This is a genomic window from Sphingobium bisphenolivorans (assembly GCF_000412635.1).
Classification (GTDB): Bacteria; Pseudomonadota; Alphaproteobacteria; order Sphingomonadales; family Sphingomonadaceae; genus Sphingobium; species Sphingobium bisphenolivorans.
On sequence record NZ_ASTG01000006.1, the window covers coordinates 137,024 to 151,365 of the forward strand.

At 65.0% G+C, this 14,342-nt stretch carries 12 protein-coding genes; 4 read left to right on the forward strand and 8 right to left on the reverse strand.

Annotated elements, in window-relative coordinates:
* Nucleotides 1-49: 49 nt before the first annotated feature.
* Nucleotides 50-394: a GntR family transcriptional regulator gene (locus L858_RS0106265; protein ID WP_022682296.1), complete on the forward strand. Its 345-nt coding sequence runs from the start codon at nt 50-52 to the stop codon at nt 392-394.
* Nucleotides 395-430: 36 nt separating this feature from the next.
* Here the strand turns inward: L858_RS0106265 and prsR are convergent, their stop codons facing one another.
* From prsR to L858_RS0106280, 3 genes are read right to left on the reverse strand one after another with little or no spacing between them, the layout of a single operon-like run.
* Nucleotides 431-1,795 (reverse strand): PEP-CTERM-box response regulator transcription factor, encoded by a 1,365-nt coding sequence (gene prsR, locus L858_RS0106270; protein WP_022682297.1) that lies wholly within the window; start codon nt 1,793-1,795, stop codon nt 431-433.
* Nucleotides 1,795-3,867, reverse strand: a complete 2,073-nt coding sequence (gene prsK / locus L858_RS0106275; protein WP_022682298.1) for an XrtA/PEP-CTERM system histidine kinase PrsK — start codon at nt 3,865-3,867, stop codon at nt 1,795-1,797. The genes prsR and prsK overlap by 1 nt, the downstream gene beginning before the upstream one ends.
* 9 nt (nt 3,868-3,876) lie before the next feature.
* A complete protein-coding gene (locus tag L858_RS0106280; RefSeq protein ID WP_022682299.1) occupies nt 3,877-5,265 on the reverse strand; it encodes a TIGR03013 family XrtA/PEP-CTERM system glycosyltransferase in 1,389 nt (462 codons plus the stop codon).
* A 208-nt stretch (nt 5,266-5,473) separates the two neighbouring features.
* Here L858_RS0106280 and trxC point away from each other — a divergent pair, with 208 nt between their 5' ends.
* The gene (gene trxC / locus L858_RS0106285; RefSeq protein ID WP_022682300.1) at nt 5,474-5,926 is read left to right on the forward strand and encodes a thioredoxin TrxC; all 453 of its coding nucleotides are present in this window, start codon (nt 5,474-5,476) and stop codon (nt 5,924-5,926) included.
* On the opposite strand, the gene L858_RS0106290 is transcribed toward trxC, so the two are convergent.
* Nucleotides 5,923-7,266, reverse strand: a complete 1,344-nt coding sequence (locus L858_RS0106290; RefSeq protein WP_081643314.1) for an alginate export family protein — start codon at nt 7,264-7,266, stop codon at nt 5,923-5,925. The two genes, trxC and L858_RS0106290, sit on opposite strands and share 4 nt — an antisense overlap.
* 86 nt (nt 7,267-7,352) lie before the next feature.
* On the opposite strand from L858_RS0106290, the gene L858_RS0106295 reads away from it, so the two are divergent.
* Entirely contained in the window at nt 7,353-8,273 is a 921-nt protein-coding gene (locus tag L858_RS0106295) for a chromate resistance protein ChrB domain-containing protein (RefSeq protein WP_238564929.1), read from the forward strand.
* Nucleotides 8,270-9,661: a chromate efflux transporter gene (gene chrA, locus L858_RS0106300; protein ID WP_022682303.1), complete on the forward strand. Its 1,392-nt coding sequence runs from the start codon at nt 8,270-8,272 to the stop codon at nt 9,659-9,661. Before L858_RS0106295 ends, chrA begins: the two co-directional genes overlap by 4 nt.
* 16 nt (nt 9,662-9,677) lie before the next feature.
* Here the strand turns inward: chrA and L858_RS0106305 are convergent, their stop codons facing one another.
* The 4 genes from L858_RS0106305 to L858_RS0106325 all read right to left on the reverse strand — a co-directional run bounded on the left by L858_RS0106305 (nt 9,678) and on the right by L858_RS0106325 (nt 14,271).
* Complete coding sequence (locus L858_RS0106305) at nt 9,678-11,414, reverse strand: ATP-binding protein (protein WP_022682304.1); 1,737 nt, start codon at nt 11,412-11,414, stop codon at nt 9,678-9,680.
* Nucleotides 11,411-11,989 (reverse strand): TOL_0243 family YfiR-like periplasmic protein, encoded by a 579-nt coding sequence (locus L858_RS19760; RefSeq protein WP_037504416.1) that lies wholly within the window; start codon nt 11,987-11,989, stop codon nt 11,411-11,413. Before L858_RS19760 ends, L858_RS0106305 begins: the two co-directional genes overlap by 4 nt.
* Nucleotides 11,977-13,836 (reverse strand): TOL_0244 family TonB-dependent receptor, encoded by a 1,860-nt coding sequence (locus L858_RS0106320; protein WP_274518595.1) that lies wholly within the window; start codon nt 13,834-13,836, stop codon nt 11,977-11,979. Before L858_RS0106320 ends, L858_RS19760 begins: the two co-directional genes overlap by 13 nt.
* Before the next feature lie 180 nt (nt 13,837-14,016).
* Nucleotides 14,017-14,271 (reverse strand): hypothetical protein, encoded by a 255-nt coding sequence (locus tag L858_RS0106325; RefSeq protein ID WP_022682308.1) that lies wholly within the window; start codon nt 14,269-14,271, stop codon nt 14,017-14,019.
* Between the last annotated feature and the right edge of the window lie 71 nt (nt 14,272-14,342).

A 14,342-nucleotide genomic window follows, 5' to 3' on the forward strand; every position in this document is an offset into this window, starting at 1 on the left:
TGATATCCATGGCTTGACCTGAGTGGCTGTATTATGCCACTGATGCACCATGGCTGAAGACTCGAAGCCCGTCTATCTGCGCATCCGCGAGATCATAGCAGCATCGATACTGGATGGCGTATATCAGGACGGCGACCTGCTGCCATCGGTGCGAGCGCTTGCCAGTCAGCAGGGGGCCAATCCGCTCACCGTCGCCAAGGCCTATCAGACTTTCCAGGATGATGGGCTGGTCGTCGTTAAACGCGGCGTCGGCATGTTCGTCGCTCATGGCGCGGCCCGCCGCCTGCGCGAAACCGAGCGCGCCCGCTTCCTGACCACCGTCTGGCCGCCTGTGGCCGAGCAGATCCGGCGCCTCGGCATCAGGATCGAAGATCTGGACACGCAGAAGGTTTAGGACGCCACTCCGAGCCGGCTGGCGCCTCTCAAATGCTCAATTCTGCATGCGATATTGTTTCAGCAGATCGTAGAGCGTCGGCCGGCTGATCCCCAGCATCTTGGCGGCGCCGGAAATATTGCCATCGGTCCGCGCAATCGCGCGGCGGATGGCGCGGCGGTCCGCGAGCTCGCGCGCGGCCTTGAGGTTCACCGCTTCGCCCCCTTCGAGCCGCTCTCCGTCCAGATCGAGATCGGCCGCCGTGACATGCTTGCCCTCCGCCATGATGACGGCGCGTTTCATCCGGTTTTCCAGTTCGCGCACATTGCCGGGCCAGGGCCATGCGTCGAGCGCGGCGAGCGCGTCGGGCGCCAATCCCTTGACCTGCGGGTTCATCTCACCGGCGAAGCGGTTGAGGAAATGGCGCGCCAGCAGCGCCGGGTCGCCCGGGCGATCCTTCAGCGCCGGTATCCGCACCACGATCTCGGCCAGGCGGTAATAAAGATCCTCGCGGAAGGTGCCGGCCGCGATCATCTCCTCCAGATTCTGGTGCGTGGCGCAGACGATCCGAGTATCGACGGCGATCGGCTGCCGCCCGCCTACCCGCTCGATCACGCGTTCCTGAAGGAAACGCAGCAGCTTCACCTGCAAGGCGAGCGGGATGTCGCCCACCTCGTCGAGAAACAGGGTGCCGCCCTCAGCCATTTCGATCTTGCCCGGCGTCGTCTTGATCGCCCCGGTAAAGGCTCCCTTCTCATGGCCGAACAATTCGGCCTCCAAGAGCGTTTCGGGAATGGCGGCGCAGTTGATCGCGACAAACGCCCCCTCCCGCCGCGGGCTGGCATCATGCAGCCCCTGCGCCAGCAATTCCTTGCCCGTGCCGCTCGCGCCGAGCAGCATCACCGACACCTGCGCGCCCGCGACCTTCTCGATCGTCCGCGCGACCTTCATCATTTCAGGCGCGCCCGTGATGATGCGGCCCAGCACGCGCGCGCTTTCCGGCGCGGTTTCGGCGAGGCGGGCATTTTCCCGTTCCAGGGCGTGGACGTGAAATGCGCGCCGCACGATCAGCCCGAGTTCGTCGATATCAACCGGCTTCTGGTAGAAATCATATGCGCCGCCCGAGATCGCACTGAGCGCGCTTTCGCGCGCGCCATGCCCCGAAGCGACGATGACCTTGGTGTCTGGCTTGATCCGCAATATGTCGGCGAGTGTCGCAAAGCCTTCGCTGGTGCCGTCCGGATCGGGCGGAAGCCCCAGGTCGAGTGTCACCACATCCGGCGCTTCGCTTCGCAGCATCTCGATCGCCTCCTCGCGATCGCCGGCGATGAACAGCTGATATTCGTCATAGGCCCAGCGCAGTTGCCGTTGCAGGCCGGGATCATCCTCCACGATCAGCAATTTGGGTCGCATGTCACTCATCAGGCGGCCTTCCCCCGGTCCATTTCCCCCTGCGCCAATGGCAGGCGCAGCGTGAAACGGCTCCCCTGCCCCAGCCGGCTCTCCACTTCGATCCGGCCGCCCATCGATTGCGCCAGCGCCCGCGCCTCGAACGCACCGATGCCAAAGCCATTGGCCTTGCTGGACGAGAAGGGCTTGAACAAATCGCGGCGGATGAATTCGGCGCTCATTCCGCGCCCCTGATCAATCACGTCGAGCAGCGCAGAGCCTGCATCGCTCGACAGGCGCAGTTCGACGGGGCTATCGGGCGCACTCGCGTCGATGGCATTCTGGAGCAGATGGACGAGGATTTGCTCCACCCGCGCAGGGTCCGCGAGCGCAAGGGGCGCTTCACCGCTGACCCGCACCGGATGCTGGCGCGAGCGCGAACGCGCGACCTGATCCGCGATGTCGCGCAGCGCCAGCGGCCGTGGCTCCTGCGCCCGCCCCTTGTTATGCTGCGACAGGCGGGCGAGCATGTCGTTCATCTTGCCCACCGACTCTTTCAAGGTCAGCAGCATGTCGGCGCGAAATTCCGGATTGTCGGCGTGCCGCTCGGCATTGCGGGCGAGCAGCGACAACTGGCTCACCAGATTTTTGACGTCGTGCATGATGAAGGCGAAGCGGCGGTTGAACTCGTCGAAACGCTGCGCATCGTCCAGCGCCTGCTGCCCCTGCGCCTCGGCCAGGTAACTTGCAGCCTGCCGGCCGGCGGCACGCAGCATGTCGAAATCCTCCCAGTCCAGTCGGCGGTCGAGGGGCGGACGGGCGAGCAGGATCGCACCGATCAGGCGGCCGAAATGAATGAGCGGCACCAGCGCCCAGGCGCGGGGGTCATGCCGCATCCAGCCGGGCGCGATCAGTTCGCCCGCGCCTGATGGCGGATGGTCGATACCGAGTATCCAGCCGCTCCGCTCGATCAGCGCGGCCAGCGGCGCCGGGATCGTGGCCGTCCCCTGTCCTTCATCAGGCCAGTTCCACGCCGCCTCGAACGTCAACGCGCCATCGTCGGCCCGCAGCATCAGCAGCGCAGCGGGTGAATCGGTGATGTCCGCAACCGCCTTCGCCACGCGCTCGCTGAGCGGCAGGACATTGTCGCCCGACCGGCCGATCGTATCGCCAAAGCGCATCCATTCGGTGCGATAATCGTAGCGATGCTGGAAGAAATGCTTGGCGACCTGCACCTTCCAGAAAGCGCGGATGCGCTGTGAGGGCAGGATGACGAGCGCGCTCACCGCCAGGAAGAAGACGAAGCCGATCTCCATGACGCGCGCATAGGGCCCGGCGATCAACTCGATGAGCACCGCCGCCACCGCCAGGAGCACGACGTAAAGCGCGATCGCCACGAAGGAGAGCGACTGGAATGTCAGCGCGCGCGACAGCTGCAGCCTTCCGGCCATGTCGCGTCGCAGGCCTACCGCGATGACCGGCGCCAGCAAGGCCATCATCGCCCCGCGCAGCGCATACAGCTCGTTCGCTCGTCCGATCGCGAAATAGCCGATCGCGTAAAGGCTGAGGTCGTAAGTCCACATCGCCGCCAGCGCGCCGAGCAACAGCGCGACCCCGCCCCGTTCCCGCGCCGGCCAGCTGATATAGAGGTGATGCACCAGCATCAGGCTGCCGATCGCGGTCATCATGTGCAGGATGATCGAAGCGCTGAAGAGCGCGCGGTGCAGGTCGCTCGTCACCGGCAGTTCGTGCCAGATGAGGTCGGTGAAGGTCTGGAGCGCGATCAGCCCCGCCACTACGGCATAGACCATCGCGATGCCCGCCATCGGCGCCCGCTGGCCGCTGACTCCCCTTCGCAGCATGACGAACAGCAGCAGCAGCCACGCTGCGTTGCGGATATTCTCACCGATGCCGGTCAGGGACTTGTCCACGCCGCCGAAAGAGACATAGAGCGACCAGCAGGATGTCAGCAGCAAAGCCGCGGCGAGCAGGCGCTGCTCGATCCCTTCCGCGCGCCGGCGCAGGATCAGGATGCCGAGCGCCGCGAACAGGATCGCGGCGAGGGCGTGCCCCCAATCTCCGACAAATTGCAGCAAAGCGCCCATCGTCCTGCCCTACCGCGCCCCTTCCGGCCAGAGGATGACCCGCAGCGTCTGGATCAGGATCAGCAGGTCGAGGAAAGGCGTGTAATTCTTCGCATAGTAGAGGTCATATTCCAGCTTATGCCGGGCATCCTCGATCGACGCGCCATAGGGATAGTTGATCTGCGCCCAGCCGGTGATGCCGGGCTTCACCATGTGGCGCTCGGCATAATAGCGCAGATGCTGTTCCAGATCCTCGACGAACTGGCGGCGTTCGGGACGCGGGCCGACGAAGCTCATCTCGCCCTTCAGCACCGTCCAGGTCTGCGGCAGTTCATCGATGCGCAGCTTGCGCAGCCAATAGCCCAGGCGGGTGATGCGGGGATCGTCCTTTTCCGCCCAGACGGCCTGGCCCGACACTTCCGCGTCCTGACGCATCGTGCGCAGCTTCACGATCCAGAATTCCTCACCGTAAAGGCCGACGCGCTGCTGCCGGTAGAAGGCCGGTCCTTTGCTGTCGAGCTTCACCAGGATCGCTGCGAGCAGGATGATCGGCCCGGTCAGCAACAGCAGGATGGCGCTGGCGATGATGTCGAACAGCCGCTTGGCAATGGTCGATACACGGCGCCCGGCGGAGAAGCCGTCGGAGAAGATCAGCCAGCTTGGGTTGACGCTGTCCAGATCGACGCGGCCCGTCTCGCGCTCAAGGAAGGTGGAAATCTCGTTCACATGGACGCCGGTCGTCTTGATGCGCAACAGGTCAGACAGCGGCAGCGCGTTGCGCCGCTCCTCCAGCGCCAGCACCACCTCGCTGGCCGCCAGCCGCACCACGAAATCGGCGAGATTATAGATGGCGCTGCGATTGATGGCTTCGGCCACCACCTGCGGCCCGTCGTTCATCGCGATATAGCCGACGACGAGGAAGCCGGAGCCCTTACGCTGCTCCAGTTCGCGGATGCGGTTCGCGCGATTGCCCGCGCCCAGGATCACCAGCCTGCGCTTGAAGGCTTCGCCGCCCAGCATCGATCCCAGCAGCAGTCGGATGGTGAGCAGCAGCGCTATGGACAGCCCCATCGCATAGAGGCTGTTGGAGCGCCAAAGCGTGATGTGCGGCAGCAGAAAATGCATCACCGAGAGGAAGATGACGCCCAGCGAGATCGCCACCAGCAGCCGGGCAAGGGCGAAGCGGATCGACTGGAGCGCTTCGGGGCCATAGACGCCGACCGCCACCATCGCCGTCTGAATGGCGGCGGCGAAGCTGACGAGCGGGCCAATGCGCGTCAGGACATGGTCGACATCCATGCCGATCTGCCGCGCGCGCAGCAGCCAGCCGCCTTCCGCCGCGCCGAGCAGCAGGGCGAAATCGAGCAGCTCCAGCAGCAGCACGGCGTGCGGCACATAATGTTTGAACAACCTGATCATTCGTCGCGCGCATCCTGCCGGCCGTCCGGCCGGACGGCTGAGTATCGGAGAAGCTTACAGCCGCTGTAAGAAAATCCGACAGTGCAGCCATAGTGCACCGCAATCGCAAAGATTTTCTGAACATCGGCGCGGGGAAGAGGCGGGGAACATAGAGGGTGAGGCAGGATTTAACTATGGATCGTCAGGTCGGTCTGCAAAGGGTATCGCCATGACACAAAGCGCCCCCGTCATCGTCATCTGTCCGAACTGCGCCGCCGCCAACCGCGCGCCTCGCGAGAAGCTGAGCGCTGGCGGGAAGTGCGGGCGGTGCGGGCATGGCTTGTTCGGGGGCGAACCGGTAACGTTGACCTCCGCCAATTTCGACGCCCATGCCAGCCGCAGCGACTTGCCGCTGCTGGTCGATTTCTGGGCTTCATGGTGTGGCCCATGCCGGCAAATGTCGCCCGCCTTTTCCGCAGCGGCGCGCAACCTTGAACCCGCAATGCGCCTGGGCAAGGTCGACACGGAGGCGGAACAGATGATCGCGGGCCGCTACGACATCCGCTCGATCCCGACGATGATCCTCTTCTTCAAAGGCCGCGAGATCGCGCGGCAGTCGGGCGCGATGCCGCAACAGGCGATCGTCGCCTGGGCAAGGGCGCAGCAGGTTCCGGCCGCCTAGAAGCTGGCGATCAAGTTGAAGCTGTTGTAAACGGTCATGTCCTTCGGCGGCGCATTCGGCGCCTCCCGCAGGAAGCGGCCCTTGAGCAATAAAAGCCCATCATATTCGAACCGCAGCCGCGCAGGGACCAGCCAATAGCGAAGCCGCGCTTCGATCTGATGTCCGGCAAAGTCGCCCGAGCGGCCCGATGCATCGCGAACGCCAGTCGTGGAGAAGCTGTCCTCCTTCGCGGCCAGCCACATCGGGCGGTAAACGGCGAACCAGTCGACCCGCTTGCCGGGTGTCGCCTCCAACCGGATCCCCGGCGTGATGATGTTGGCGCGCGCCACCGCATTGTAGAGGCCGGCGGGGGCCAGGTCCGCCCGGCGCATGCCGAACAGCGTGTCGAACCGGCCAAAGCGGCCGCCCGGCCGATCACCGCTCGCCCAGTCGAACTCCGCCGACAGGCGCGGCTTCCATGGGCCGCTGAAACTATATCCGACATCCGCGTGAAGGAAGTTCGCGCTGACCGGCAGGCGCGGCGCAGTTGCGGCGAGCGAGGCGCTGACCTCGCCGGTCTGGTGGAAATATTCGACCTCATAGTCCAGGTGGCCCGGACGCGGCTCGGCGATCACCCTGCCGCCATAGGTGTCGAGCGACCGGTCGCGGGTCGGACGCCCCGGCGCGTCACGCTCGCCCAGATGAAAATAGCTGAGTTCCGCCATGAAAGGGCCGATTAGCCGCGCCCGCGACAGCAGCCCGCCCCAGAGCACCAGATCAAAGCTTTCCCGATCCAGCTTCACCTTATGATCGCGCAAGTCCTGCCGATCGTCGGGCAGGCGCATCTGCGGCAGCACGTAGATGAAGGTCCCCTTCAAATCCTTCGAGGCCGTCAGGTCGACACGCAGGCCGGTAGAACCGTTGGTGGTGTTGCGATAATCGTCCGCCGCGACCAGACGGCGCGAGCCAAGGTTCAGCGTCATGCGACCCGCGAGCAGCGATAGCTTCGTGCCCGCCCCGAACGGACGATCGAAGTCGGCGCCGACATACGCCTGCACCGGTTCCAGCGCATTCACTTCATTGGTCGAAAGCGGCGTGCCGGGATCGGCTCCGTAAGCACGACTGTCGAACAATTCCACGCCGAATCGAACATTCCCGGTGCGATATTCGCCCAATATCTGCGTGCGGATATTGGCCAGGCTGTCGCTGCTGTCGAAGCCCGCGCGGGCCTGCCCGTCGATGCTTTCGTAGCGCAGGCGGACGCTGCCGGTCAGGCTGAAGCCATCCTTCGTCTCCTCAGCAAGACTAGGCGAGACGGAGACGACCAGTGCGATAACCGGAAAAGGAATTTTCTTGAGCATGAGATATAGGTGTTCCTGATAATCAATCAATATGATACACATATATCATGAGTTCGAAACCAGAATCTTCTGCTTGGCTCGCGCTATTGCATCAGCTCCCGGCAAAGCCGCCCTATCTGCGCGTGAAAATCTGGCGGCGCTTGCAGGGGGTGGGCGCCATACCGCTCAAGAACGCCGTCCATGTCTTGCCCCGAAGCGCAGCGGCGGAAGGGGAATTCCGTGAACTGCTGGCGGAGATCACCGACAATGGCGGCGAGGCGATCCTTATCGAAGCGCGTCTTCTGGCGGGACAAAGCGATAGCGAAGTGCGCGGCCTGTTCGATGCCGCGCGCGATGCGGACTATGAGGAGATTGCCGATACGGCGCGCCGCCTCATGGAAACCGGCCCTGCCAGCGGCACCGACATCGCAAAGCTGCACAAGCGGATGGCGGAGGTCGGCCGACTCGATTTCTTCGGCGCGCACGGCCGGCAACAGGCGGAGGCAGCGCTCGCCGAACTGGACCGCCAGCGCTACCAGCACCCCGATGTCAGCCGCGCCGCGACACAAGGCCCGGCGGAAACTTCCGACCTGCTCGGCAAGACCTGGGTGACGCGCAGCGGCATCCATGTGGACCGCATAGCCTGCGCCTGGCTGATCCGCCGCTTCATCGATCCGCAAGCGCATTTTCGCTTCGTCGACGCGCGCACGCATGAGCCCGCGCCTGGCGAGCTGCGCTTCGACATGGCTGACGCGGAGTTCACGCATGAGGGCGACCGTTGCAGTTTCGAGACGCTGCTGCTGCGGGCGGGGCTGACCGGCGATCCGGGCTTGCAGGCGATCGGGGAGATCATTCACGATCTCGACATCGGCGATAGCAAATTCGGCCGGCCCGAAACGTCGGGCTTGGGCGCAATGCTCTCGGGCGTCTGCGCCTCCACCGACGACGATCTTCAGCGCATCAGCTTCGCAGGCGAAGCGCTCAACCAATTTCATGCCTATTTCAGCAACCGGAAGAGTGAGAGATGAACAGCACGCTTTCAGCAGCGTCCGATGCGGCGGACACTACACGGCCGAGCCACGGCGTATCTCTTGGCGAAGCGACGCGGGTCTGGGCGCGGGTCGCCGCGCTCAGCTTCGGGGGCCCGGCGGGCCAGATCGCGGTGATGCACCGTCTGCTGGTCGAGGAAAAGCGCTGGATCGGGGAGGAGCGTTTCCTTCACGCGCTCAACTATTGCATGCTGCTCCCCGGCCCGGAGGCGCAGCAGTTGGCGATCTATATCGGCTGGCTGCTGCACAAGACCAAGGGGGGGCTGATCGCCGGCATTCTGTTCGTCCTGCCGGGCTTCGTCGCCATTCTGGCGCTCAGCTACATCTATGTGCTGCTGGGCCAGGTGCCGTTGATCGAAGGCCTGTTCTTCGGCCTCAAGGCCGCGGTGCTGGCGATCGTGGTGCAGGCGGTGGTTCGCGTGGGCTCGCGCGCGCTCAAGAATAATGTAATGCGGGGCATCGCCGCCGCCGCCTTTATCGCCATCTTCTTCCTCGATGCCCCCTTCCCGCTGATCGTGCTGGCAGCCGGCATCGGCGGCTATCTGGGCGGGCGCAGCGGCCTGCCCCAGTTTCGCGGCGGCGGCGGCCACGGACCCTCGGGCGGCGCGGTGGTCCACGATCAGGACACCGCGCTGGGTGAGCAACTTCCGGACCATGCGCGGCCGAACCTTGGCTGGTCCCTGCGTATATCGCTTGCGCTGCTCACCCTGTGGCTGGCACCGGTGCTGGCGCTGATCGTCCTCGCGGGGCCGGACAATGTCTTCTCCCAGATCGCCAGCTTCTTCAGCCAGATGGCGGTGGTGACCTTCGGCGGAGCCTATGCGGTCCTGGCCTATGTCGCGCAGGAAGCCGTCGGCAGCTTCGGCTGGCTGCGGCCGGGCGAGATGCTGGATGGCCTCGGCATGGCGGAGACGACGCCCGGACCGCTCATCATGGTGACCCAGTTCGTCGGCTTCCTCGCCGCCTTCCGCGAGGCGGGCGGTTTGAACCCGCTGGTTGCCGCCACGCTCGGCGCGGTGCTGACGACGTGGGTCACCTTCGTTCCCTGCTTCCTCTGGATCTTCGCGGGCGCGCCCTTCATCGAACGGCTGCGCGGCAACCGCGCACTATCGGCGGCCCTCACCGCGATCACGGCCGCCGTGGTGGGCGTCATCCTGAACCTCGCGCTCTGGTTCGCGATCCACACGCTTTTCCGGGAGGTGCGCCCGGTGGGCACCTTCGAGGTGCCGGTGCTCCAGTCGGCAAATATTCCCGCGCTGGTGTTGGCGGCAGGCGCGCTGATCGCGGCCTTTCGTTTCAAGGTGAACATGCTCCTGCTGCTAGGAGCGTGTGCGGTGCTCGGCGCGGCCTATGTCCTGATTTTTTAGCGCGCCTCCTGATATCTCATTCCGCCGCGGCGCCCTCCACCGCGGCGGCGATGTGGACGGACAGGTCCTGGATCGAGAAGGGCTTGGACAAAAGCCGGACCCCTTCCTTCGCCGCAGAAGCAGCCGCCGCGCTATAGCCGGTCATCAGCATCGAGGGCATGGCCGGCCAGTGCTGCCTGATCTTGCGCACCAGATCGATGCCACTCACTTCGCCCGGCATGATCATGTCAGACAGGATCAGCGAAAAGGCTGAATCCCTCTCCAGCAGGTTCAGCGCAGCGTCGCCGCTTTCCACCCGCTTATTCTCATAGCCGAGTTCCTCCAGCATGGCGCCGACCGTCGCCGCGACATTATCGTCATCCTCGACCAGCAGGATGCGCTGGCGTCCGGACGCGCTGACCGCGTCGGCACCGGCATCGCTGTCCGCCGGTGTCCGGAGCGAGCGCGGCAACAGCAGCGTCATGGTCGTCCCGCTGCCGGGAAGGCTGTCCACCTGCACCTCCCCGCCGGAAGCCCGCGCGAAGCCATAGACCTGGCTCAGACCCAGGCCCGTGCCCTGCCCCACGCCCTTGGTCGTGAAGAAGGGCTCGAAAATCTTTGCGACCAGTTCGGGCGCGATGCCGGTGCCGGTATCGGTGATGGCGAGCCGGACGAGATCGCCGCCCTGCGGCCCCGCCCCCTCCACATTGGCGGCTTCGATCACGATCACGCCGCCCTTGACCATTGCATCACGAGCGTTGAGGGCGATGTTGAGCACCGCCACTTCCAGCTCCGAGGCATCCACCTCGACGGGCCAGAGATCGCCGGGCAGGTGCATGGCGACCCTGATCCCCTCCCCCAGCGAACGGTCGAGCAGTGCGTCCATACCCCGCACGCGCTTGCCAAGGTCGATGACCTCGGGCTTCAACGGCGTGCGCCGGGAGAAGGCGAGCAGTTGCTGCGTCAGCTTGGCGCCCCGATCGACCGCCTGCCGGATGCCAGCCTTCAATCGCTCCAGCTTCGCCGGATCAGTGGTCCGCTCCATCAGGTCCAGCCCGCCCGACGCGATCATCAGCAGATTGTTGAAATCGTGGGCGACCCCGCCGGTCAACTGCCCCATCGCCTCCATCTTCTGCGACTGGCGCAGCGCCTCCTCGGCCTGCTGGCGGATGGCAATCTCCTCCTGCAACTTCTGGTGCGCCTTGCTCAGCGAGGAGTAGGAGCCTGCCAGGATGACGATCAGCAGCGACGCCATGACGACAATCACGGCAATGCCCAGATAGCGGTTCAGCCGCCTTGACCAGCTGTCGAGCGACGATTGCAGGTAGACCGAGCCGAGCTGCGTATTGCCCTGCATGACGGGCGCCGCCACGGTGAGGGCGTTTCCGACGATCTTCGTTTCCGCGGCAAGGCCGCGCTGCGGGTAGCGGGCCGGCGACAGCGCATAGCCAGCGACGAAATCCCCCCGCTCATCATAGGCCGCGGCCGCGACGATCTGGGGATCGGCGCGCAGCGCGTTCAGATACTCCTGCAATGCGTCATGATCCTCGAACGCGAGCGGCGCGGCGATGCCGCTGGCGAGCGTCTGCGCCTGGACCATGATCTGTCGCTCTTTCTCCGACTGGCCGACCCGCTCCAGCTGCAGGGCGAAGGCGAGGCCGGCCGCCAGCAGGCAGATGGCGATGACAACCGCCGTCAACGGCGTCGCCATCTGGGCGGCGATGGCCCTGGCGCGGAGCCGGGCGTCAGGCGAAGGATCGGGAGCGTCCGTCATTTTCTGTTCACCGAAATGGCAAGTCCGAGCAATTTGGAACTGATCTTGAGGCCGTTGGCGCGCGCGGCGCCGTCATCGATATGGAAGCGCACGCGGCCGCCCTGCCTCACAAATTCGATCATGGCGCCCGGCGGACCGCCCGTCCGATCCGCCACCGTCAGGACCGGCTGCCCGGCCAGCGCCGCAAAGGGGGCATAGCCGGGATCGTCGGAATGGCCCGCGAACAGGATGCGGCAGCCTGCGGCGCTCCCCGCGGCCTGGAGCCGCCGAACGGCAACGGAGCGGCCGGCGATCTTCTGGCCGCGCACCACATCGTCCAGCACGCTGCCGAAGGGATCGCCGCCGGCGACGCAGATCGTGAACGTCCTTTCTCCAGCCGCTAAGGCAGTAGGAGGCCAGTCGACGAAGGGCGCGAATTTGAAGAGGAAGCTCGCCTTCACCGCCTGCTCCAGCGTCGAGGGGGGCAGGCTCGCTTCGACCGGCGTGATCGCAAAGAGGATCATGAGCAGCAGCAGTGCGAAGGCAGAGCGATGCCGCATCCCAGCCCTGATGTGCCAGCGGCTCAGACCGTCCATTTCAGCGCCACGAAGATGCTGCGCCCCACGGGATTGCCCTGAGACAAGGGCAATTCCTGATGACGGCGGTGAAGGAGGTTGAACCCTGAAATCGACAGCTCCGCACGGTCATCAAACTGCCAGCCCAACCGGGCACCCAGCTCTACATAGCCGGGAACATGCGGGTCGGGCAAAGCGCTTACGTAACGCAGGTCCGCATCGAGGTTGATGGCGGAACCGATATCCATCGAGGAACGCAGCGAGGCGCGATGGCGCGGATCATTGCCGACCTGCGTGGTGCCGAGCAGCGGCACCGCCCCATCCTTGAACCGGAACTTCTGTATGGTCAGGCTATAGCCCGGCTTCAGCCGCCACCAGTCCGCCAGCCTGATATCGCCCCACGCATCGAACCCATAGCTGTCGCCCTTGATGCCATTGCCCCAGCGCAGCGGCAGGAGCCCGCCCGGCGCGGGATCGACCGTCCGCAGATCGTCATAGATATTGTAGAAGCCCGAAACCGACAGCGACGCGTGGGAGGAGAGGGTCAGCCGCGTACCCAGTTCGAACGCGGTCAGCTTTTCCGATCGGAAGCTGGAGAGCGCGGTCAGGAATACCGTCGTGCCGACCGATTCCACCACATCGCGATCGAAGGGAGTGGGCGCACGCACCGCGCGCGAGACAGCACCCCACAGCAGCGCGGCCTCGCTCGGCTTCCAGGACAAACGGGCGCTGGGCAGCAGGACGAGGTCGGCGTAGCTGCGCGTCTCCAGCTTGACCCCCAGGTTCGCGGTCAGCGACGGGGTCAGCGTCACGCTGTCCTGCGCGAAGATGTTGGCGATATGCAGGCTGCGCCGGTCCGGCACGAACAGCAGGCCCGGAATATTCTCTATTTCATAGCGGCTGAGGCGCGCCCCGCCGCCGAGCACGATCCGGTGGGCAGCACCTGCATCGAACGCATATTGCGCCTCCACATCAAAGCTATCCAAGGCGAAGCGGCCGCCATCATCGTCGATTTCGCGCGCGGTATGGTCATAATAGGCCTGGAGCTGAAACATGTCGCCCGAGGCCCCCGCATGATGCCAGCGGGCGAGCAGGTCATAGCCATAATAGGCCTCTTTCGGCGTGGCGCCCCGTGATCGCGTTCCGTAATAGCCATCGCCCTGCACCATGACCGCGTCGTCCGCCGACGCGTCCCAGTCGACGCGGAAGCCGGCCAGCGTCCGGCGGTTGCCGTCGTTGGCACCGTCGTCGCTTTCGAAATCCTCATGGCGCTTGGCATAGAGCCGATAGTCGAGCCTGTCCCCTGCCTCTCCGCCATAGCGCAGGCCAAGGTCGTAAGTGCGGTTTCCCGCCACGGCCGTGCCGTACAGCCCTTGAGACGCGCCTGCATCGCGGGTGATGATGTTGATGACCCCGTTGACCGCGTTCGAGCCCCACAGGGTGGCGCCCGGTCCGGATATCACCTCGATCCGCTCGACATCCTCCGGCAGGACATCCTGCATGTCCCAATAGACGCCCGAATAGAGCGGCGAATAAACTACCCGCCCGTCGATCAGGACCAGCAGCTTGTTGGAGAAATTCTGGGCGTCCAGATTGCCGCTCAATCCACGGGCGCTGATGACCGTGCTATTGGGGCCGCCGCGCATGACCTGAAGATTGGGCGCCAGCCGCAATATGCCGGGCAGCGTCAGCGTCCCGGATCGCACGATATCGTCATGGGTTATGACATAGATGGCCGCCGGCGCATCGCCGAGCGAGGAGGAGGAGCGGGTGACCGAGGTGACATCCAGCCGGGCCAGCGCGGAAATGGGCATGTCGCGCAATTCGTCGATGCTCTGCGCCCTTGCCGGCAGAGCGCTTCCGGCCATCAACCCCCCGGCCGCCCAGACCGCAACCATCCCTAACCGCATCTATTCCCCCCCCCCCCCGCGGACGATTTTCTCCTCCACAAGCAGATCGTTACGCAAGTGTAGAGAAAAAGTTCCACCGTGCCGCGCAGGTGGCAGCTTAGGGCAAAGATCTACGCCCGTCATCCCAATCCCGATATCTCAGGGTCGATGCGCTTTGCGATGGCGGGCAGCGTCTCGCGCCCTCTGCCGGCCGATGTCGCGCAGGCCCTGCCGGGCGAGGATAGGCAGCGATATCAGAAGAAAGTAGAGGGCGATCGGCAGCCACAGGATCGCGATCGCCCGGTCCAGCCCGTTTACGCCGGCCTTCGCGCGCCACGCGCTTTGCAGGCGCCAAAGGTGCCAGCCGCCAAGGCACCAGATCCCCGCTACCGCAATCACCACCAGCCCGATCATCCACACCACCCGATAAGGACGGCCTCGGCAAAGGACCGGCCGCCATATCCCGCCGGCCGAGGCTTAGCGCA